Origin of the sequence: Neobacillus pocheonensis, from assembly GCF_050477905.1 — a bacterium.
Taxonomy (GTDB): Bacteria; Bacillota; Bacilli; order Bacillales; family Cytobacillaceae; genus Neobacillus; species Neobacillus pocheonensis_A.
Window position 1 is genome coordinate 17,982 of the sequence record NZ_JBCNAD010000034.1, and the last position, 20,547, is coordinate 38,528.

Consider the following 20,547-nt stretch of genomic DNA (forward strand, 5'->3'; position numbering starts at 1 on the left):
TTTGCGGATTTTTTCTATTGTTATTCTTCTTCAATGGAAAGATCTTTAACAGGAAGTCTTTCTCCCTCTTTATGAGTCGGTTTCCGTAAATTAAACAGTGCTTTTATACAGAATAATACTAATATCAATACACCAATAAGGAAAATGGTGTCAGGCACCGCGCGCCATGTTAAGATAGATTGCACGATATCCTTTTGAAGAAAGGAAGCAGATCGGCTGGCCGCATAACCATGATCATAGGCTTCTTTGATTTGCATGAAGCCGACAGGAAGTAATGAGATAAATACCATTCCTGCAAGACCTACGTTCAATAAGATACAACTAATCTTAATCCATTTATCATTCCAAGTCTCAGGTTTTACAATGTTTCTTAATGAGTAAAGGAGTACGGCTACGGCAAACATACCGTATACTCCCATCATGGAAGCATGACCATGTGTTGGCGTTAAGAATTGTCCATGTTCGAAATAGCTGACTGCCGGTAAGTTAATGAGGAATCCAAGCACACCTGCACCTACTAAGTTCCAAATTGCAACAGAAATGAGGAACCAGAACGTACCTTTATAAGGGAAATTAACTCCACCGTCACGCATCATTTTGTATTGTTCATAAGCTTCTAAAATTAATAATGTCAATGGAATGACTTCCAGCGCTGAGAATACGGCACCAAGACCAAGCCAGACTTCAGCTGAACCGTTATAATAGTAGTGGTGGCCAATCCCAATTACACCGCTGCCCAATAACAAAAATAATTGGAAATATAATTGTCTTACTGTTGATTTTTTCGTTACCAATCCTAATTGAACCATTAAGAAACCAATGACAACAACTGCGAAAACTTCAAAAATACCTTCAACCCAAAGATGGATGATCCACCAGCGCCAGTAATCGGCAAAGGTAAAGCTTGTTCCTGGATTAATAAATAACGCAAAGATATAGAATGCTGGTACTGCAATTGCAGAGTAGAATAATAGGTGGATAAGTCCGCCCTTATCTGTTTCTCTTTTTAGGCCTGCTTTAACACCTCTAAAGACAATGAACAGCCAAATTAGCATTCCAACAATCAGGATAAGCTGCCAAATACGTCCTAATTCAATATATTCCCAGCCAGTGTGGCCAAATAAGAACCATTGGTTACCTAATTTACCATTCGCACCAAGCCACTCTCCGACCATACTGCCGCCGACGAGAACAACCAATGCCCAGAATAAAATATCTACTAATAAGCCCTGTTTCTTAGGCTCATAACCTCCAACCAGTGGTGCCACGTATATTCCCATTCCAAGCCATGCCGTTGCAATCCAGAAAATCGCTAACTGTAAATGGTAGCCCTTTGTAATGTTAAATGGAAGTATATCGTGGATCCACTTAATGCCAAAGAAGCTATCAGGCTCGATATAATAGTGTGCGAGCAACGCACCAAACATACATTGAACAAAGAATAAAACGGATACAATCGTAAAATACTTACCTGTTTTTACTTGTGAGCTCGTAACAGGCATTTTACGTAAATCAATTTGTGGAAATTTGCCTTCCTTATACGCTTCTTGCATGCCAAATTGATAACGGTAGAAGAGATATAGAATAACACCGATCATTAATATAAGTATAGTAACACTAGCACCGCTCCACCAAACAGCAGAGAAGGATAAATGATTTCCCGCATCTTCATAATATGGCCAGTTATTGGTATAAGTAATTGTATCGCCTTGGCGAACGGTACTAGATAGCCAAGCAGTCCAGAAGAAGAAATCAGAGATTTGTTTGATTTGATCACCTTTTGCAACATAGGCACGATCTTTGGTTGGCATATCCTTTTCTTTAATAAGATTTGCCTTTAAGCCCCAGCCATCACCTTTTGTAAATACTTCCTTATAATATGCTCTTACTTTTTCAAGTCCGAAGGCTTGGGCATTAGTCAGCCTCATGGTATCCTTTCTGCTATCATAGCGATTTTTACGCATTTCTTTTATTACATTATTTTTAATGATGGTTTTTTCGTCAGCTGAAAGTGATGCATAGTCTTTGCCGTATTTTTCATTTGCTTTAAAGTCCTGCATACCTTCAGTATAGATTTTTAATGATTCAGCAGTATAATCAGGTCCCATGTAAGATCCATGTCCTAATACAGTACCATAATCCATTAAACCGTATTTTTGGAAAACAGCCTGTCCTCCCATAATCGAAGCTTTTGTAAACAAAACTTCACCATTCTCATTGGTAACCTCTAAAGGTCTAGGAGCCTGCTCCTTAAAAATCCAATATCCGCCTCCCAGCAGGACTGTGAAGCTAAGTAAAATAGTAATAATTAAAACGGATTTCAAAAGTGCATTTTTGTTTGCCTTCACCGCTTGTTGTGGTGAAGTCGCCCGTTGTAATTCCATTTCATTCATCCTCTCATGTTTCATTACAGTCCGTATTGTAACTTTCACAAGACTGTCACAAAGTGAACCACTTCATCTTCTTACTGTGATATTTAGCACACTACTGAGAATTATTTTCATAAAGATACTCCCAGCTATGATGGAGGTCACATATTTACTGTTAGATCACTGCTACAATGTAACTAAATAGATTACTAACATGAAGGTGATGTTAATGAAACGAGAGGACATTGAAAAAAGATTATGGGCTGTGCCAATCTTCAAAGAATTGTCCAGCGGAACTAGCTCCATTCGTAAAGATTGCTCAGACCCGCTTTTATAAAAATAAGATGTATGTTTTTATGCAGGATGACCTTCTTGACCGTGTTTTCTTTATTCATAGCGGCAAAATCAAAATTTACAAAACGGACCTTTCCGGCAAAGAACAAATAATATCGGTACTCGAGCCTGGTGAAATGTTTCCCCATGCCGGATTTTTCAGGCAGGGAAATTTCCCCGCACATGCAGAAGTAATCGAAGATGCAAATCTAATCGTGATCCCTATAGACAAATTTGAAAAAATTCTCATTTCGTATCCAGAGCTTTGCGTAAAGCTATTTAAAGTGTTGGGAGAGAAAATTGTTGATCTACAAGGAAGATTAGAAGCACAGGTTCTTCATAATACTTATGAACAAATTATTCTACTTCTAATTAGGCTTTGTAAAACCAACGGTGAAAAAATTGGCGAACGCTATAAATTAACTACTCAATTTACGAACCGTGAACTTGCTAATATGATTGGAACCTCCAGAGAAACTGTAAGTAGAGCTATAAATCATGTTAAAAAGAAAGAATATATTAGCCAAGACCTTGACGGCTTCTATCACATAGACAGTGATGGACTTAAACAGGAACTATTTTATTAATAATAATAATGGGGAGATGTTGAGCAAATGGAACAAAGAACAATCGAATTAGATGTACGTGAAGATTTAAAGAACAAGATTAAACCTTTCCAAAAAATAATGGAGGCCATTAAAGAATTAAAAAATGATGATATTTTTATCCTCCATGCACCATTTAAACCGGTTCCACTTTTTGCGGTATTAAAAGCAAAAGGCTTTAGCCATGAAGAAGAAGAAATTGAGAAAAAGCATTGGAAAGTGATTTTTAGAAAAAATAACTAGGAGGGGAATTGCTATGATGTTAGATAATCGGGGATTAGAGCCGCCACAGCCAATGATGAGAACTTTAGCTGCCCTAGAAACCCTTAGTGAAGGAGAAGTCCTTACCATTATTAATGATAGAAGGCCAATGTTCCTTTATGAGCAGTTGGAAGAGCTTGGATATCAGCAACGAACAGAACAACAAAACGACGGAAGTTTTAAAATAGAAATCTTCCGCTAAGAAGGTGAAAATTATGCTTCCTCAAACACAAGGAAGTGAAACCAATATTAAGCTTCCAATTTCATTTATTTTCATTAGCTTACTTGCCTTAGTACTATCACAAATTATTTTATTAATAAATGGGCACATGCTTATAGGTGGCAGCTTTAGGATTCCGCCCGTTTGGTCTTCTGCTCACCTATTAGTCCTCGGCTGGGCTTTAATGGCCGCCATGGGTGCCATGTATCAGCTTGTGCCAGTTGCATTCTTAACAAAAATTTGGAATGAGAAATTTGGGTTTATTCAGTTTTTCATTACAGCAGCAGGAATATTAACCTTTTCAGGAATGCTTTATTGGGCGCCGCAAAAAGCGCTTATTCCCGGTATTCTCACTCTTTTGGGCATTTTAATGTTTTTATTCCAAATGGTCATGACATTGCGAATGCAGGCAAAACCCAATATCCTGACAGCCTTTGTTGGCACTGCCTTGTTTTGTTTGTTTTTTACAATCTTCATGGGGATTACATTGATTTTTTGTTTAAAAACAGGATTTGCCGCCAATTACTATCAATCCATCTTTAAAACTCACATATTAATGGGAGTCACAGGATGGTTTACTTTGTTAATATTCGGCTTTTCCTATAAAATGGTCCCAATGTTTTCATTATCCCATGGTTTTCCAATGATCCATGCTAGATTTGTTTACGGCACGTATGTATCCGGGCTTGCCTTAACAGCAATATCCTTTTTTACTGAAAATTCTATTCTATTGAAAATTGGTTTTTTTCTCCTTTTAGTAGGATTCTCAATTTTCAGCTGGCATATCAGCATTATCATCAAAAAACGATTAAAGAAAAAACTTGATAAACCATTTACTTTCGCAATAATAGCGATTGGACTAGGGAATCTCATTCATCTAGCAGTCTTTATCGTATTATGGAGCAAACATTTCTCTACAATAGTTGGACCAATCGTTTATGCTTATATTTTACTTTGGATTGTATTAAGTATTGTTGGCTATTTATATAAAATTGTTCCTTTTCTATGGTGGACCTATAAATATAGTAAAGAAATCGGCAAAGCGAAAGTTCCTTCTTTAAAAGAAATGATGGATGAGAAAATTGTCGTGCCGTTGTTTACTACATTTATTATTGCAGTTCTATTAGTATTTTGTTCCATAACATTTAAATTGGCGATACTCTTCAACATTGGTCAGTTCATTCTTTCTATAGTGTTTATTATCATTGCCATTAGTATTGTTAGAGTCATAAAAAAATAGGAGTGTTGAAAATGAATTTAAGAGAAAAAATTGAAAGTCAGTTAAAAAGTGTTTATGATCCTGAATTAAATATAAACGTTGTAGATTTAGGCTTAATCTATAATATCGAGATTTCAGAGGAAAACGATGTTACGATTACCATGACACTTACAACACCCGGATGCCCTCTACACGACAGCATTACAAGCGGCGTACGATACTCCATCAATGGAATTGAAGAAACAAGAAATGTTGAAGTGAATCTCGTCTGGGAGCCTGCATGGTCACCTGAGAAAATGACTCCTGAAGGGCTTAGGTTACTGGGCCGTTAATAAAAAAGCGGAAGCGCCATATTTTTGGAGCTCCCGCTTTTTTTTATTTGTTAACGACCTTTGTCGGTAAAACCTCTTCTATCTTAGTTAAAACCTTTGAATCGATATTTTCATTTAATAAAATATGAACGGTTCCCTGATCTTGTGCACTTCTTATTAATCTCCCAATTCCTTGACGTAAGCGAAGCAGCATATATGGTAAGTCCACTTCTGTAAAAGGGTCAGTAACTCCTTCTCTTTTTGCTATAAAGACCGGATCGTGAGGAGGAAATGGCAGCGAAAGTATCAATACATTTTCAAGCGATCTACCTGGAATGTCAAGACCTTCCCAAAGGTGAATAGAGCAAAGAATCGCATGCTCATTATTTTGAAATTTTGATACGAGTGTACTGATTTCCTCATCCCCTTCAAAATAAACGGGATAGGCAATCTCCGCTTCAAGCCTTTGCTTTAGCTGGAGCATTTCCTCTTTCGTATTTAAAAGAATCAGAGCACGACCGTTTGATTCGCGAATTTTATTCACCAGATAGTCGATTTTCCCATTGAGATCTTCTTGATTGAACTTTGGAAGATAAATAGCCATTTTCTCATCATAATCAAACGGAGAAGCTACAGTAAAAGCTAAATAATCCTGGACTCCAAGACTGGCCGCAATATAATCAAACGATTTTTGATTGGCTAGGGTTGCGGATGAAAAAATAAATGGTTTTTTCTGCGAGAAGACTTCTTCCTTCATTACCTCTTCCACCATTTTTGGCATAATGACAAGCGTCCGCTCTCCTGCATTTTCTTCGTACCATGTAATTCCATTTACTTCTTGGAGAAAAAGGGATAAAGAATGAGTTATTTGCTCTAAGTATTCCTCGACAATTTTTAAATCATATTCATTAATAACATATAATTCACTTTCAAACACCAATTCTTCTTCCAACGCTTGTAGAGTAGAAAGTAATTTCCGGCAGGTTTTTAAGACCACTGAATGCTTCGTGATCAGTTGTTTTTCAGAACCTTGTGAACGGGAGGCAAAACGGGAAATCGCATCAAAAAATTCTTCGTTTTCAAGTAATGCTTCTTCAATAGTATACAAGGTTTTTTCCCGGACTTCATTTTCCATCAGCCTTGTTAGCAAGGTATCTAGTGTATAATCGGTAAAACGGTAGCTCAAGGCCTTTTGGGCTGCATATTCGAGTAAATGACCTTCATCAAAAACAACTGATGAATGCTCCGGTAAGAGTGGCAGCTGTCCTTCACGCTTCCGTGATTCCTTCGTCCAAATATGCTCCATATAAAAATCATGGGAGCAAATAATTAAATCCTTCGCATGGCGATAGTAATCCCGGTGTAAGGTAAGACCGCAGCGATGACGTTTTTCACATGCAAAACAATCCTGAAGTGCGTCCCAATTGACTTTTCCCCAATGCTCATCTGACAAATTTGGATAATCCCTTCGGTCACCATACTTTTCAAAATTCTGCATGGTGCCGCTGGCATGGACAAAATCAGGCAATTGCTCATAAATATTTGCAATATTATCTGAGTAGTCCTCACTTCTAGTCAAATCGAGCTTCTTTAAACATAAATATTGGTCACGGGACTTTGCCAGGCGTACATCGATATTAAGCCCGAGGACTTTTTCTAATTTTGCTATATCCCCTTCTTTTTTGACAAGCTGCTCAATTAAAGTCTCGTCTGCACAGGCAATGATAGCAGGCCGGTTTGTATAACGTGCATACATAATTGCGTAAAGCAAATACACAATCGTTTTTCCCGTTCCAACACCTGCTTCAGCAAACATAACCTTTTTATCCTTGAAAGCTTTTTCAAGCTGGAAGGCCATAAAAATTTGCTCATCACGAAGCTCAAACCCGGCTTCAGGCAAAATATCATAAAATAAGTCGCCAATCCATTCACTTAATTTATCATAAAATAATTCGGTTTTTGAAACACCAAATGGCAATCCTTGCTGCATATTTATCCCTCCAAAAAAAAAGCGTCAGACACGACGCTAATAATTACATCTCATTTTGACGCGGAGGCTTTTTCCCCCAATATTGATAAAGATCTGTTCTAATAAAGCCGTTAAACAGCTTGCGTTTCTTGGTTGCTGGCTTACCATAAAATTGCTCAAATTCCTCATTCGAGGTCAAAATATAAATTGACCACGTATCCAGCTTACTAAAGGCTAGACCCATTTCTTTGTACATTTGCTCAACCGCTTTTTTCTCTCCAAGTCTTTCGCCATATGGTGGATTTCCAACGATCGTACCATATTCCTTACTTGTTGAAATATCCTTCACTTGCATCTGTTTAAAATGGATAAGTTCTCCAAAACCACCCTCAAAAGCATTCTCCTGTGCGATTTTAACCATTCGATGATCGATATCTGAGCCGGTTATGTCAAGCGGCTGGTCGTAATTGGCGAGGTCCTCCGCTTCATTACGTGCATCATCCCAAATTTTTGGTGAAATCCAATTCCACCTTTCTGAAACGAACTCTCTATTAAAGCCTGGTGCAATATTTTGGCCAATCATCGCAGCTTCAATTGGGATTGTGCCTGAGCCGCAGAATGGGTCCATAAACGGGCGGTCTGGCCGCCAATTCGTTAACATAACAAGAGCGGCTGCCAGGGTTTCTTTTAATGGTGCCTCACCTTGATCTGCACGGTACCCGCGTTTATGCAGTCCCTGGCCGCTGGCATCGATTGTTATCGTGGCTGTATCTTTTAATAAGGCTACTTCAATCCGGTATAAAGCTCCGTTTTCCTCAAACCATGTATTCCTTTTATAATGTTTTTTCAATCGTTCAACAATCGCTTTTTTAACAATTGCCTGGCAATCAGAAACACTAAAAAGCTTTGATTTTACTGATTTTCCGGACACAGGAAATTCTGCATCCTCTGGCAAGAACTGTTCCCAGGGCAGGGCTTTCGTCTTTTCAAATAATTCATCAAAGGTAAATGCTTTAAATTCACCAACCTTGATCTTAATCCGATCAGCTGTTCTTAGCCATAAATTACTTCTGACAATGGCTGATTCATCACCCATATAGGTAACTTTTCCATTATCTACTTGGCATTCATACCCAAGCGCTCGTACTTCTTTTGCAACTAGTGCCTCAAGTCCCATGGCTGCAGTTGCTATTAGTTGATATTTACCCATTTTTTCACCCTTAACACTTTCACTTTATATGTAATTACTTTCATTTTACATTATCCATTATTGTCCAAAATCGCGGAATCATTCTTAATCCAATAGAACATATAAAAAGCTCTCCGTAATGGAGAGCTGTTATATATACATCTTTCTTTCCCATTAATAACGTTCTGTAAGCCATGTTCTGTACCAAAGTACTTCAAGCGACATAAAATGTCTCGTACTGAGGTGGTAATCATCTATCTACAGATTCAAATGAATCTGTCCTTCTCCTTGTTCAGTTCCTCAGAGAAAGTGCCCCTACCATTATTTGGGTTTCTCGCTCGTGGGGTTTACCCGTTCCACCCTTTCCATTTCTAGAAAGGCTACGTCACTGTGGCACTTTTATAGGTACTCATACCATATCCGAATGGACTTAGGTATTTTTCCGGCCGTCAGCTGGGTGCAAGACCCAACTGCCCTAGCTTATCATTTCGCTAGGCACGAACACTACGGACATCTCAGCCCGTGCGAGCATGGACTTTCCTCTACAATTCGCCAAAAGCTCCTTGCAGCGATTACCCGAACGTCATTAATGATGACATTTCTTATTATATGTAATTCATGCTGATTATTCAATGGTTTTTATTAGGAAATGTCGGTGCAATCTGTTAATCGTAAAGTTTATTGCCAAATACATGCTTTTCAAGATTGGATAGTCGCTTTAAGATATCAAAATTTGTAGTTCCAGCTGGTTGGGCAACCGGCTGTCTCTTTGATGTATCCTCAAGCTGTTTCCGCAAGCGTAGGTTTTCTTGTTGTAGATCTTCGATTTCCTGATGAAATGTTCCATAATCCTTAATAATCAAATCTAAAAATTTATCGACATCTTCTTGTTTATACCCACGTACTCCAGTCTTAAACTCTTTTTCTAAAATATCCTTTGCCGTTAATTTCACTTTATCTGACAGCATTCCAATCACCTCAAGTTTAGCCAATCATTACCTATTATTTTTTCAAAAATTAGTGTTTTTGTCAATCTTCATTAGTAATCTGTTCGTTTTAATTGCTCTTCTTCTACAATCATCTGCAAGTCATAAAAGGTAATCAATTCAATCGGATATTCATGACCTTTTTGGTATTGAAGGGCTAATTCATAAAAATATTTTGGACTTCCTTCCTTTTCCTGATCGTAAAGAAGTAGCAGACCATTGCTCTTTTCAATAAAAAATTGGTTTTTTAATCGAAATTGCCACGGCTTTTCATACCCTTTTTTGGTCACTGAATCAATAAAGTCCGCTTGCGCGAGGACGAATTCATACCATTCCTTGTTATTTTCATTCCAAGTGGCTTGTTGGTCTAAGAAAGGGGTAATGACTGCTAGCTTTAATTCAGGATATTCTGTCTGGAGCTCAAATACTACTTCGGCCGCCCATAATTCAACCCCTAGCTGACCACTAATCATCACCCATTCTAACCCTTCTTCTACCTTTGGCAGTAAAGCCTTTTTAATGGCAGCTTTGATAAAGAAAACAGACGGGTGGTCTTTTTTAAAAATACCTAATTCAAACGGTTTATAGCCTGATATCGCCAATACTTTATTCAAGGAAGTTCTCCTCATAAAAAAAAAATTAATAAATGGACAAACATTTTAGTAAAAAAAGCATAACATATAGTAAACAATAAAAAAACAAGGGCTAAGCAGCCCCTGTAATTGGCATTGACCCCATTAAGGTCTAGGACCCATAAATGGTCCTGGTGCAAACCCTGGACGTGGACCCCCGAACCCTGGACCTCCTGGGCCAAATCCTGGACCTCCTGGACCAAATCCTGGAGCCCCCATTCCAAAGCCTGGTACTGCATTTGGCGGCACATTTGCAGGTAATGTTGTTGGCATAGCAGGTGCACACGGATTGCAGCAGTTAATATGCTGATTACATACGTCTTCAGCACAAGAAGCAGTCTGTGGACAAAAGTGCTTATGTTGGAACATATGGTGATTTATAGTTGTAGTGTGTACTGGATGAATGTGCGGTACCACTGTAGTTGAGAACGTATGGTTCACAATGTTCTGTGTTGGATGAATAACTGGCGGCAAAAAATTAGTTCCTAGATACATTTCAATTTCTCCCTTCAAATATTCTGTTTACATTAACAGCCTATGATAAAGGGATTACTCTTGTACTAAGGAAAATACCTATTTTTGCTAATCTTATAGAAATGAATAAAAACTATCTTTTAAATTCGTAAAAACAAAGGCAGTCAAACAAACGACAAGAAAAAATGCGAACAAAATTGCTTTATACATATTACCAGCTCCATATTGATGTAAATCGTTGATTTTACTCAACACAATTAAACATTTTACCTTTTTCAACTATGTTTAACAATATGGAAAGATGATTTTTTTAAAATAATTATTACGATTTTGTGACAGTAATTCGAAGGATGACGAAAAGGGTTGAGATAGGACAGTTTTTGGCGAAATTTGCGCTTACCCAGGAAATTTTGCAAATTTTTGTTTTAAACGTTCACATCTAATTTGAAGCTTCTCATTCGAAAACTCACCTGTTAATTTCTTGTTTTTAGTTTGAGTACTGATTAATATAGCTTGATGACAATAATGAATTGCACTCTTATAATCTTTGACTCTATGCTCATAAATTTTCGCCAACTCTAAACACGCTTCGAGCATCATCTTTTCATCTCCAGAATCGACAACATCGACAAACAATTTCCGAGCCTTTTCCCAATTACGGTCTTTCTTGTGTTGAAAAGCAAGCGCGAGTTTTGCTTGATATGAAGGTAAATCACTGCCTTCTACAAGCTTCGTCAGAACCTTTTCCGCTTCCTGTTTCTCTCCTAAGGCGGTAAACCAACGTCCAACCTCAAAGGACTCGGATCTAGATTGTTGTTGGTCGATTCCGCAAATTTGAAAAGTAAGGTGTGTATATAACGTAACCAAGGACAAAATATCAATTTCATTATGTTTTAAAATTCCCAGCATACCTTCGGGCTGTTTGCTTTCCACAAAATCAAAATAAATCATCGGCGCTAAATATCCGGGGATATCATCAACCCTTTCAACCCCTAAAACTTCGTTTTCCACAACAGCTAGTTTCATTCTTTCTAATTTATGCTTCCACAGCCTTCTGGCGGCATGAAATAAATCAAAATGCCCAAATGCTGGCAAATTAGGAACATGCTCCCTTACCAGAGTATGTCTAGTCTTTACTTGTGGCCAATCAAATGATTTTCCATTATAGGTGACGAGTGTTTTATAATTCACGTTTTCCAAAAAACTTTGATATAAAGGAATCTCTGCACCTGGGTGCGGCAAGATGTGTTGCTTTAAGATAAGTTCTTCTCCTGCTACGCTTGCATATCCAAGTAGAAAAATAGTATTTCCTGTTCCGCCGCCAAGGCCGGTTGTTTCTGTATCGAAAAAGAATAGTTCATCTGCCTGATGTCCTTGTGCTGATAATGGATGATTAATTGGCCGCTTGTTCCAAATTTCTACGGCTGTCAAAAAATCACGAAATCGATAGGTTCCATGCTTTTGTGAAAGAGGATATTTCACTTCCCTAATTAAGCAATAATCATTGTCCAAAATATACGGAATTATATTTTCATTTGCCCATTTTTCCTGAAAGGGAACATGAATTTTAGAAACCTCAGGTGGCTTATACACTTTTTCTGATTGACTCCCAACAGAAAGATGTGGTTTAAGTCGATTTAATTTACTTTTTAATGACATCATTACACTTCCTTGTCACTAACAGATGGCTGTATGAAGGATTCAATAATTTTTAAAGCATCCAATTTCGCTGTCTCACTAACGGTATCGGTTCCAATACATGATGGGCAGCCAGATTCACATTGACAATGATTAATCATTTTTTTCGCTTCGGCGAAAACCTGTGCCATACCGCTGTGGATTTTTTCGCTTAAGCCAATCCCGCCAGGATAACGATCATAAAAAAAGATGGTCGGTTTTTCATTATGGTCAGCCTTGACTTGCGGAATTACATGGATGTCCTGTGGATCTGACATTACAAATAAAGGTGCGATGGACCCTAGAGCATGTGCCGTCCCTACAAGCCCCTGCTCTAGCCTATCATGACCCATTTCTGAAAATGGCTTATTTAAAGAAATCCAGGCGGCATTCGTGTGCAGTTCTTCCTCAGGGAGATGGATTGGACCTGAGCCAATATTTTCATGGGTTTCAAATTTAATCTTCTTAAAAATGGTTGCCATTGCCCTTACACTGACATCGCCAAAACCGATTTCGGCATCCTTGTATTCTTTAAGCTTGTCTACCTCCAACACCTTCAATTGGACGGCCAAATTGGCATCTGTAAAATAATCCACGTCTACTTCTCGCACAAATGCCTTTTTTTCCTCCCAATCCAGTTTTTCAACCTGAAATTGTGTGCCCTGATGTAAATAAATCGCTTCATCATGAAGTAAGGTCATGGCGGAAAAACGGTCCATTTCACCGATTACCTTAACATGTGCTATATCGGATTGATCCACAATAATGACATTTTCCTGGGATGCTGAGCGCAAGCTTATATTGTGAGCTGGAAAAGAATCGTTCATCCAGTACCATTTATCGCCATTTTGATAAAGGACACGTTCCTCAGTTAAATACTCTAGAAGTTCCTCTGTACCGACATTTCCAAACTGCTCTCCTGTTTTAAATGGAAGTTCATAGGCGGCACATTTCATATGATCAATTAAAATAATTAGGTTATCAGGATTAATTCTTGCGGTTTCTGGGCTCTTATTAAAAAAATAATCCGGGTTCTGAATGATATATTGGTCGAGCGGGCTCGAACTTGCCACCATGATAACCAGTGCCTCTCCATGCCGTCTTCCAGCTCTTCCCGCCTGCTGCCATGCACTTGAGATTGTTCCAGGATAACCTGTCATGATACAAACCTGGAGCTGCCCAATGTCTACCCCTAATTCAAGGGCATTCGTGCTGACTACACCATAAATTTCACCAGAACGAAGACCTTTCTCAATTTTTCTTCTTTCTGTAGGCAAATATCCTCCACGATATCCCATAATCGATTTTGCACCCAATTGATTTTTCACCAATTCCTGTAAGTAGGTGAGAATTATTTCAACTCTCACGCGGCTCCTCGCAAAAACAATTGTTTGAATTTTATTTTTTAACAATTCACCAGCGATTTTTCGAACTTCCAGTGTGGCACTTCTTCTAATATTTAACGGTTTATTTACAATTGGCGGATTATAAAAAAGAAAGTGTTTTCTTCCGCTTGGAGACCCGTTATTGTCAATTAATTGCATGCTCTCTTCTGTTAAGGTTTCCGCGAGCTCAAGGGGATTTGCAATGGTAGCGGAAGTACAGATAAACACGGGATTACTTCCATAGTAACGGCAAATCCGTTTCAATCTTCTAATCACATTAGCAACATGGCTTCCAAACACACCGCGATACGTATGGAGCTCATCAATCACAACGAATTTGAGATTTTCAAAAAGGGAGACCCACTTCGTATGGTGCGGCAAGATGGCGGAATGCAGCATATCAGGGTTTGTAATGACCACATGCCCCGCTTGTCTAACTCTTTGACGAATGTTGGCAGGTGTATCTCCATCATATGTGTAGCTATTAATATCCACACCGGCTGCTTGGATTATTTCGTTGATTTCGCTTTTTTGGTCCTGGGCCAATGCCTTGGTAGGGAACATATAGAGTGCTCTTGCACTTGGGTTTGATAGAATGGTTTGTAATACTGGGAGATTGTAGCAAAGTGTTTTTCCAGATGCTGTCGGTGTTACAGCAACAATACTTTTACCTTCCATAATTTTTTGATAAGCAGATTTCTGATGCGTATATAGCTGTTCGATACCCTTACTTAGGAGAGAGTTTTTAATCTCAGAGTGTAAATCCTCTGGAAGCGGAACAGTTTTTGCTGGCTTTTCTTCAATGGTATGCCATGTGACAATATTTTCTTTAAAATCATCATTTATTTTTAATTCTGTTAGAATTTGTTTCAAGTTTTTTTTCACTAACATGCTCTTCACCTCATTACTTCTATTTTACAGAATAAACGTTCGTAACAAAAGAAAAAATCTATTATATTCTATAAAGTATTTTTGCTACAATAGATAATAGAATGAATTATTAATTGAAGGTGATTGAATGAAAATAGAAGAAATAAAAAAGGTGCTTTCTGATTTCACACTTTTTCGTGAACTTAATGATTTTGAGTTAACAAAAATTACCGATATCGCTATTGCCAGGGAATGGAAAAAACAAAGCCATGTTTTTCTCCAGGGCGACCCTCTCGAAAATGTCTATTTTATTTATGATGGAAAAATCAAAATCTATAAGAGTGATGTCAATGGCAAGGAACAAATTGTCGCCATCATGAAAAAGGGTGAAATGTTCCCTCATGTGGGCTTTTTCAGAAAAGGCGATTATCCAGCCTATGCAGAAGTTGTTGAACCAGCGACACTTATTGCTGTTCCGATTTCGAAATTTGAAACCGTTTTAATTGAAAATCCAGAACTATGTATAAAAGTATTTAAGGTTCTTGGTGAGAAGATCGTTGATTTGCAAAACCGTCTCGAGGAGCAAATTCTCAACAATACATATGAGCAAATTGTGAAGTTGTTGATTCGGCTTGCTCAAAAGCACGGAAAGGAACAAGACGATGGAACGATTCTTCTTAGATCCGAATTTACGAATAAAGACCTTGCTAATATGATTGGAACCACGAGAGAAACGATTAGCCGGACACTGACTAAAATGAAAAAAGATGAATTAATCGAAGTAGACGATGATGGAAATATGATTTTAGATGTAGAAATCTTAATGGAAGAAATACATCTTATCTGAATAAATTTAAAGAAAACTCGCTGATTGGCGAGCCCCTAAGGGCGAAGACAGAAGCGTAGTTGCACTTATGCGTTAGGAAAGTATAAAATTGGTAAAATTTTATACTTTCCTATTAGCCAAATTAAACCGCAGCCAAACATTGGCTGCGGTCATTTTTTATTTTACTAGTTGAAGCATTTCTTCCATATCCTCTTGGGCAGTTCCAATTAATTTTAGATTAAACGTATCTTGAAGGACCTTTAAAACTCCTTCTGAAATAAATTCAGGCGGTTTTGGTCCAATGCGGATATCCTTAATGCCTAAACTGAATAATCCTAAAAGGATCGCTACGGCTTTTTGTTCAAACCAGGATAATATGATACTTACTGGCAGATCATTCACTTCGCAGCCAAAGGCATCAGCAAGCGCTGAGGCAATTTTTACAGTCGAACCGGAATTATTACATTGTCCCAAATCAATGTAGCGAGGAATATTGGTTCCTGGAACAACACCGTAATCGACGTCATTGAATCTGAATTTTCCGCATGATGTTGTTAAAATAACTGTCTCCCGAGGAAGTGAAGTCGCAAGTTCACGGTAATATTCGCCGCCTTTTCCAGGTGCGTCACAGCCTGCAATTACAAAGAAACGCTTGATTTTACCCGCTTTTACAGCATCAATCACTTCAGGGGCAAGTCCAAGCACGGTTTCATGATGAAAGCCAGTAAGTAAAGTTTCATCTGAGTCAATTGCTGCTTCAGGCAGCTCTAATGCTCTCTCGATAAGTGGAGTAAAATCATCATTAACAATTTTTTGGACATTTTCAAGGCCAGCTACTTCGTAGCTGAACATGCGATCTGCATAACTTCCCTTAATTGGCATTACACAGTTAGTTGTGGCTAAGATTGCTCCAGGGAATTTTTCAAATAGGCGGCGTTGGTCATACCATGCTTTCCCTATGTTTCCCTTTAAATGAGAATATTTCTTTAATGCTGGATATCCATGTGCTGGAAGCATTTCAGAATGTGTATAAATATTGATTCCTTTACCTTCTGTTTGCTTCAATAATTCCTCTAATGCAAATAGATTGTGTCCAGTAACGACAATACATTTTCCTTCAATTTTGTTTTGACTTACGCGAACCGGTTCTGGTATTCCTAAAAGATTTGTATGTGCTTTGTCCAGCACATCCATAATACGAACAGCTGATTGCCCTACCTTCATTGCCATATCAATATGTTCCTGAACATTGAAGTTAGAATTGGTCAATGTCATATATAGTGCTTCATGAGTAGTTGCATCAACAAATGCATCTGTAACCCCGAGCTGGTTAGCATGTGTGCGATAGGCCGCGATGCCTTTTAATCCAAAAATAATCGTATCTTGTAAACTAGCAATCGTTTCGTCTTTTCCACAAACACCAACAACCGTACATCCGCCGGATGGGGTTTGTTCACATTGATAACAGAACATTTTTATTCCTCACTCTCGTACTGATTACTTCTTAAGCATACAAAAGAAATATCATCCATTAATGTGACCTAAATCACATTTCTAACAGTTGTAAAAAATCGTTCACAAAATTGTTTTACAAAATAGGAGGGCACCTACCTAATAATGATTGCATATGATATCGTGTGAAATTTTCGAAAGTGAGGGTATCAAAATGACTTCAAAACTGCCTAGTGATAAAAATGATAATAATAAAAAGCCTGTACCTGAACCTTTTCGTGAAATAGTGAAAACAATGAATGATTTCTTCACTGAAAAACCGATTAGGGGGTTTTTACAATCGATCGACGAGTTCTTTAAGCACCCATTTCCTTCAGGTGGGGGCTTCCATGTCGAAACAGTAGAAACAGGTAATGAATATATTATTACTGCTGAACTTCCGGGTGTAAAAAGAGAGCAGATCCATCTAAATATGACAGGAAACTATTTAACCATCTCTGTTGAAAATAATCAGATTGAAACACATGAAGATGAACATAACCATATTTACTCCCGTAAATTAATGAAGGAGCAATCATCAAGAACCATATCCCTGCCACATTCGATCAATGAGAAGAAGGTAAAAGCATTCTATCGGGATGGACTTCTACAAGTTCGAATTCCACAGGAAAAAGGAAAAATTATTGAAATAGAAGACTAGAAAACATGAAAAGACGGCTTTTTCAGCCGTCTTTTTCATTATGCTTTAAAGAATCCTCCAAAGCCTTTTACAAGCGAGGAAACTTGATTGACTGCATTCATCATTTGACCTGCAGTATTCATCATTTTATTAAAATCAACTGATCCATCCTGTGACTTAAATGAATTCATAAATGATTGCATACTGCCCGGTTGTTTCGGAATAGTACCCTGTTTGGGATAAGGATTCATCATTGGATACCCATTCATGGGTGGATATTGCTGGTACATATCATCCTGTGGCTGCAACGGATTTTGGAAAAGGAATTGCGAATCCTTTGGTAAATAGTTTTGATTTGGATAAGGCATATTTTGTTGAGCATATCCTGGTTGATAGTTTTGCGCCATTTGCTGAAAGGCTTTTGGATTGTATGGATTTTGTTGTTGATAACTGTTCCAATTATAGTTTACAGGTGGAGTTTGATATGGATATGGTTGATTTCGTATAAAATGCTCCTGATTCCATTGTTGACCAATTTGTCCCTGGTGCATCATTTGCCCCGGGGGTACATAATGAAAGTTTTGTTTTGGTCGCATTTTACCAAACATGGGCAAACATCTCCTCACATTAATCTCTCCTACACATTATGAAATATAGGCGTGAAAGGTGATTGATTGGAAATGACTGCCCATGTCAAAATCCCGTGAATTTTGTCTAAAGTTTAAATATTTGAAAAACTAGAAATCTCTTTTTTTCGTGATACGATATTAAAAATGGTGAAGGAGGAGCTTTATATGAACATTCGTGAATTGAAAAGCAAATTTATTCAAAGTCGGGATTACACCACAGATGATGTTAATGCACTAATGGATTTTGCTAAGAAAGCCTATATTCACAACGAAATCAGCATTAATGAATATCGCCTTCTTGTCCGTGAACTTGAAAGTCAAGGAGCCGTTGTACCTGATATTGATAAGGAAAACTCCCTCATCGAACATTCCCAATGAATGAATTTAAGAGATGCCATAAGCATCTCTTTTCTATTTGTTACCTTTTAAAATTTCTGTAAGGAAATATTCAACCGTCCGATTTGTATTTAGAAATCTTGTTTTGCTGGATTCAGGGAAAAAACATTGAATAGAAAGTTTCTCGATATGTTCAGAGGTTGTTTCAATTTGTTTTAAATGAATATGTTTAATCGAAGCTTTTTTAAGCCAGTCTTTCATTACTTCCTTCCAGTTTTCATTAACCTCTTTTACCTCATTAGCAAATGGTTTAATGGTTTCATGAAAATCATATTTTATACCTTGTTCCCTGCCTTCTCGATAATACTTTAGAAATAACCGATTATATTGTAAAAGTTTTTCAGTTAGATCCATTATTTCAACTGACATTTACTATTTCCCCTTTTTCATGCAGCCAAATAAAAAAGCAGCATTTAGGTAAACTGCTACTCTATTCAGTATATCATTTTTACCGTAATCAGAAACCCATTTCAAGCTCTAGCCGTTTTGCAGCCTGTTTTTTATTGGACTCGAGACTATTTTCGAAAATAGTTAAGTTTACATGGTCAATTTTATTTTCTAAAAATGAAAGTGTCTGTGCAGAATTAGTTATTTTATTTTGTACATCCTTGTTTAAACTAATGCGAAGGTCGGAGAATGATGCTTCAAGAACAGACTCCAATTCTTCCAATTGATCGTATATTTCTGTCAGCATCGATAGCAGTTTTTCTTTTTCAGACAATGGCTTATTCATTTTAATAATTCCCTCCTCGCTTAATCTATAAGGTATTATTCTCTTTCTTTTTTTTGCTTCCTCCTCCCCTGACAAAACTAGTAGCTATTCGTCAAAGAAAGTGTCTAAATAGCATTTTACTTCATTGTTTTCGACACAATCCTAAGCATGAAAAATAAAAAACGGCACAAGCTAAATGTGGAGGTGTTATGATGCCAAAAAAGAATAAACAAACCAACAAGCAAAAGCAGGATGAGGCAGGAAAAAGAGTTGGCTATGGTGATAAAAAGCTTGAGGGACCAGATCGTCCTTCTACCTAGGAATTTTGAAAAAAGCAAGGGCCCGTACCTTGCTTTTTTCAATCGAATTTTTGCAAATGGAAAACCTTATGGAGTGAAAGTATTAATTGCAGCTGATTTGATTTTGCAAAATACCAATCAGTAAGATGAATGGGATGACGATGCCGTGCGGGGAAATACAACCAGGCTGGAGATACCTTTCTTTGCTTGCTCCAATCATTATAGGCATGCTGCTGATGCTCTATTACAGGAAAGGTTGTTCGTAATAATGGCGTATTTCGTTTCGTTTTTACTTTAAAGTATTGTTCATAATCAAATCGTGACCCTGTATGAGGTGTTTTTTCAGCGAATTCAAAAAAATATGGAAATAACCGCGGATGAAAAAGAATGCTGGCAAGCCTTTTTCCTAAATCAATCCGCTTAGAAAGTGACTTAAATCCGCTCACACTGGCACCATAAACCTCTCCCCCGCATGTCGGGAACAAAACACAACTAAAATGCAGCCAGTCCTGAAAAGAAAAACTCATCGAACGAAAAACCTTATTCTTATAGACAGGATGCTCAATGACGGGAGTTTGAATGACATTTTGTTCATTAATAATTAGTGCGGTAGTCAGCCGATTTCTGTCCTGCTCTTTCCAATATCTTTTCCATTCTTTTTGTATAAACGAAGAAACATTAAAGTAAGGCAGTAAATGAAACATCGGGCGGTTGATTTTCGTAGAATATTGATAGATCAATAACTGCGGAAACACATCATGAAAAATCAACCAATTAGCTCTTTCGTATGTTAAAAAAAGCTGTTTTCTTACTTGAGGAGAAAGTAAATGTGGGAGAATTGATCCTTCGAGGTCACACATGTTCCATCCACCATTTCGAGATACCATGCTAGCGAGGAAGGACCAAATGATATCTGAATTCTTAATAAAATAAGTAAAATATGCATTTGTTCTTGAAATATTATCAATATTACCCTTATTCGTTTCACTTCGAATTTGACGGATAATAGCTTGTTCCTGTATTGTAAGATGATTCATATTCATCTTCCTTATTG

20 protein-coding genes, 1 other RNA gene and 1 pseudogene are annotated in these 20,547 nt (G+C 37.6%); 8 read left to right on the plus strand and 14 right to left on the minus strand.

Going from position 1 to position 20,547, the window contains the following annotated elements; all coding sequences use genetic code 11:
* Positions 1-20: 20 nt before the first annotated feature.
* Positions 21-2,384 (minus strand): nitric-oxide reductase large subunit, encoded by a 2,364-nt coding sequence (locus tag ABES02_RS19205; protein ID WP_430138434.1) that lies wholly within the window; start codon positions 2,382-2,384, stop codon positions 21-23.
* 214 nt (positions 2,385-2,598) lie between these two features.
* On the opposite strand from ABES02_RS19205, the pseudogene ABES02_RS19210 reads away from it, so the two are divergent.
* The 5 genes and pseudogenes from ABES02_RS19210 to ABES02_RS19230 all read left to right on the plus strand — a co-directional run bounded on the left by ABES02_RS19210 (position 2,599) and on the right by ABES02_RS19230 (position 5,339).
* Positions 2,599-3,289, plus strand: a pseudogene (locus tag ABES02_RS19210) (Crp/Fnr family transcriptional regulator).
* A 27-nt stretch (positions 3,290-3,316) separates the two neighbouring features.
* Positions 3,317-3,550 carry a DUF2249 domain-containing protein gene (locus ABES02_RS19215; protein WP_430138437.1) on the plus strand — a complete coding sequence of 78 codons (234 nt, stop codon included), beginning with the start codon at positions 3,317-3,319 and terminating at the stop codon, positions 3,548-3,550.
* A 13-nt stretch (positions 3,551-3,563) separates the two neighbouring features.
* Positions 3,564-3,770: a DUF2249 domain-containing protein gene (locus ABES02_RS19220; RefSeq protein ID WP_430138439.1), complete on the plus strand. Its 207-nt coding sequence runs from the start codon at positions 3,564-3,566 to the stop codon at positions 3,768-3,770.
* 13 nt (positions 3,771-3,783) lie between these two features.
* Positions 3,784-5,028 (plus strand): hypothetical protein, encoded by a 1,245-nt coding sequence (locus ABES02_RS19225; RefSeq protein ID WP_430138442.1) that lies wholly within the window; start codon positions 3,784-3,786, stop codon positions 5,026-5,028.
* Positions 5,029-5,039: 11 nt separating this feature from the next.
* Entirely contained in the window at positions 5,040-5,339 is a 300-nt protein-coding gene (locus tag ABES02_RS19230; RefSeq protein WP_430138445.1) for a metal-sulfur cluster assembly factor, read from the plus strand.
* Between the two features lie 43 nt (positions 5,340-5,382).
* On the opposite strand, the gene ABES02_RS19235 is transcribed toward ABES02_RS19230, so the two are convergent.
* From ABES02_RS19235 to ABES02_RS19270, 8 genes are all read right to left on the minus strand, one after another.
* Positions 5,383-7,308 carry an ATP-dependent DNA helicase gene (locus ABES02_RS19235; protein ID WP_430138448.1) on the minus strand — a complete coding sequence of 642 codons (1,926 nt, stop codon included), beginning with the start codon at positions 7,306-7,308 and terminating at the stop codon, positions 5,383-5,385.
* A gap of 43 nt (positions 7,309-7,351) precedes the next feature.
* Positions 7,352-8,497 carry a THUMP domain-containing class I SAM-dependent RNA methyltransferase gene (locus ABES02_RS19240; protein WP_430138451.1) on the minus strand — a complete coding sequence of 382 codons (1,146 nt, stop codon included), beginning with the start codon at positions 8,495-8,497 and terminating at the stop codon, positions 7,352-7,354.
* Between the two features lie 162 nt (positions 8,498-8,659).
* An RNA gene (rnpB, locus tag ABES02_RS19245) (RNase P RNA component class B) lies at positions 8,660-9,060 on the minus strand.
* An 81-nt stretch (positions 9,061-9,141) separates the two neighbouring features.
* A complete protein-coding gene (gene gpsB / locus ABES02_RS19250) occupies positions 9,142-9,444 on the minus strand; it encodes a cell division regulator GpsB (RefSeq protein WP_289985368.1) in 303 nt (100 codons plus the stop codon).
* Between the two features lie 71 nt (positions 9,445-9,515).
* Positions 9,516-10,076: a DUF1273 domain-containing protein gene (locus ABES02_RS19255; RefSeq protein WP_430138454.1), complete on the minus strand. Its 561-nt coding sequence runs from the start codon at positions 10,074-10,076 to the stop codon at positions 9,516-9,518.
* Positions 10,077-10,199: 123 nt separating this feature from the next.
* The gene (locus ABES02_RS19260) at positions 10,200-10,589 is read right to left on the minus strand and encodes a CotD family spore coat protein (protein ID WP_430138456.1); all 390 of its coding nucleotides are present in this window, start codon (positions 10,587-10,589) and stop codon (positions 10,200-10,202) included.
* Between the two features lie 375 nt (positions 10,590-10,964).
* Entirely contained in the window at positions 10,965-12,227 is a 1,263-nt protein-coding gene (locus ABES02_RS19265) for a ribonuclease H-like domain-containing protein (protein WP_430138458.1), read from the minus strand.
* 2 nt (positions 12,228-12,229) lie between these two features.
* The gene (locus ABES02_RS19270) at positions 12,230-14,521 is read right to left on the minus strand and encodes a DEAD/DEAH box helicase (protein WP_430138460.1); all 2,292 of its coding nucleotides are present in this window, start codon (positions 14,519-14,521) and stop codon (positions 12,230-12,232) included.
* 127 nt (positions 14,522-14,648) lie between these two features.
* On the opposite strand from ABES02_RS19270, the gene ABES02_RS19275 reads away from it, so the two are divergent.
* Positions 14,649-15,347 carry a Crp/Fnr family transcriptional regulator gene (locus ABES02_RS19275; RefSeq protein WP_430138463.1) on the plus strand — a complete coding sequence of 233 codons (699 nt, stop codon included), beginning with the start codon at positions 14,649-14,651 and terminating at the stop codon, positions 15,345-15,347.
* A 156-nt stretch (positions 15,348-15,503) separates the two neighbouring features.
* Here the strand turns inward: ABES02_RS19275 and hcp are convergent, their stop codons facing one another.
* Positions 15,504-16,799 (minus strand): hydroxylamine reductase, encoded by a 1,296-nt coding sequence (gene hcp, locus ABES02_RS19280; protein ID WP_430138466.1) that lies wholly within the window; start codon positions 16,797-16,799, stop codon positions 15,504-15,506.
* 193 nt (positions 16,800-16,992) lie between these two features.
* On the opposite strand from hcp, the gene ABES02_RS19285 reads away from it, so the two are divergent.
* Entirely contained in the window at positions 16,993-17,478 is a 486-nt protein-coding gene (locus ABES02_RS19285) for an Hsp20/alpha crystallin family protein (protein WP_430138469.1), read from the plus strand.
* Between the two features lie 38 nt (positions 17,479-17,516).
* Here the strand turns inward: ABES02_RS19285 and ABES02_RS19290 are convergent, their stop codons facing one another.
* Positions 17,517-18,065, minus strand: a complete 549-nt coding sequence (locus ABES02_RS19290; RefSeq protein WP_430138472.1) for a YppG family protein — start codon at positions 18,063-18,065, stop codon at positions 17,517-17,519.
* A 186-nt stretch (positions 18,066-18,251) separates the two neighbouring features.
* Here ABES02_RS19290 and ABES02_RS19295 point away from each other — a divergent pair, with 186 nt between their 5' ends.
* Complete coding sequence (locus tag ABES02_RS19295) at positions 18,252-18,464, plus strand: YppF family protein (RefSeq protein ID WP_430138474.1); 213 nt, start codon at positions 18,252-18,254, stop codon at positions 18,462-18,464.
* A 33-nt stretch (positions 18,465-18,497) separates the two neighbouring features.
* Here ABES02_RS19295 and ABES02_RS19300 read toward each other — a convergent pair whose 3' ends face one another.
* The 3 genes from ABES02_RS19300 to ABES02_RS19310 form a co-directional block, all read right to left on the minus strand.
* Positions 18,498-18,851: a YppE family protein gene (locus ABES02_RS19300; RefSeq protein WP_430138476.1), complete on the minus strand. Its 354-nt coding sequence runs from the start codon at positions 18,849-18,851 to the stop codon at positions 18,498-18,500.
* 88 nt (positions 18,852-18,939) lie between these two features.
* Positions 18,940-19,215, minus strand: coding sequence for a hypothetical protein (locus ABES02_RS19305; RefSeq protein ID WP_430138478.1), 276 nt, complete (start codon positions 19,213-19,215; stop codon positions 18,940-18,942).
* Between the two features lie 337 nt (positions 19,216-19,552).
* Positions 19,553-20,530, minus strand: coding sequence for a DUF2515 domain-containing protein (locus ABES02_RS19310; protein WP_430138480.1), 978 nt, complete (start codon positions 20,528-20,530; stop codon positions 19,553-19,555).
* Positions 20,531-20,547: the final 17 nt, after the last annotated feature.

Excerpts from the sequence above, each read along its gene's own strand:
- ABES02_RS19205 (WP_430138434.1), bottom strand. The coding sequence starts at position 2,384 with ATGGAATTACAACGGGCGACTTCACCACAACAAGCGGTGAAGGCAAAC.
- ABES02_RS19215 (WP_430138437.1), top strand. The coding sequence starts at position 3,317 with ATGGAACAAAGAACAATCGAATTAGATGTACGTGAAGATTTAAAGAAC.
- ABES02_RS19220 (WP_430138439.1), top strand. The coding sequence starts at position 3,564 with ATGATGTTAGATAATCGGGGATTAGAGCCGCCACAGCCAATGATGAGA.
- ABES02_RS19225 (WP_430138442.1), top strand. The coding sequence starts at position 3,784 with ATGCTTCCTCAAACACAAGGAAGTGAAACCAATATTAAGCTTCCAATT.
- ABES02_RS19230 (WP_430138445.1), top strand. The coding sequence starts at position 5,040 with ATGAATTTAAGAGAAAAAATTGAAAGTCAGTTAAAAAGTGTTTATGAT.
- ABES02_RS19235 (WP_430138448.1), bottom strand. The coding sequence starts at position 7,308 with ATGCAGCAAGGATTGCCATTTGGTGTTTCAAAAACCGAATTATTTTAT.
- ABES02_RS19240 (WP_430138451.1), bottom strand. The coding sequence starts at position 8,497 with ATGGGTAAATATCAACTAATAGCAACTGCAGCCATGGGACTTGAGGCA.
- gpsB (WP_289985368.1), bottom strand. The coding sequence starts at position 9,444 with ATGCTGTCAGATAAAGTGAAATTAACGGCAAAGGATATTTTAGAAAAA.
- ABES02_RS19260 (WP_430138456.1), bottom strand. The coding sequence starts at position 10,589 with ATGTATCTAGGAACTAATTTTTTGCCGCCAGTTATTCATCCAACACAG.
- ABES02_RS19265 (WP_430138458.1), bottom strand. The coding sequence starts at position 12,227 with ATGTCATTAAAAAGTAAATTAAATCGACTTAAACCACATCTTTCTGTT.
- ABES02_RS19270 (WP_430138460.1), bottom strand. The coding sequence starts at position 14,521 with ATGTTAGTGAAAAAAAACTTGAAACAAATTCTAACAGAATTAAAAATA.
- ABES02_RS19275 (WP_430138463.1), top strand. The coding sequence starts at position 14,649 with ATGAAAATAGAAGAAATAAAAAAGGTGCTTTCTGATTTCACACTTTTT.
- hcp (WP_430138466.1), bottom strand. The coding sequence starts at position 16,799 with ATGTTCTGTTATCAATGTGAACAAACCCCATCCGGCGGATGTACGGTT.
- ABES02_RS19285 (WP_430138469.1), top strand. The coding sequence starts at position 16,993 with ATGACTTCAAAACTGCCTAGTGATAAAAATGATAATAATAAAAAGCCT.
- ABES02_RS19290 (WP_430138472.1), bottom strand. The coding sequence starts at position 18,065 with ATGTTTGGTAAAATGCGACCAAAACAAAACTTTCATTATGTACCCCCG.
- ABES02_RS19295 (WP_430138474.1), top strand. The coding sequence starts at position 18,252 with ATGAACATTCGTGAATTGAAAAGCAAATTTATTCAAAGTCGGGATTAC.
- ABES02_RS19300 (WP_430138476.1), bottom strand. The coding sequence starts at position 18,851 with ATGTCAGTTGAAATAATGGATCTAACTGAAAAACTTTTACAATATAAT.
- ABES02_RS19305 (WP_430138478.1), bottom strand. The coding sequence starts at position 19,215 with ATGAATAAGCCATTGTCTGAAAAAGAAAAACTGCTATCGATGCTGACA.
- ABES02_RS19310 (WP_430138480.1), bottom strand. The coding sequence starts at position 20,530 with ATGAATCATCTTACAATACAGGAACAAGCTATTATCCGTCAAATTCGA.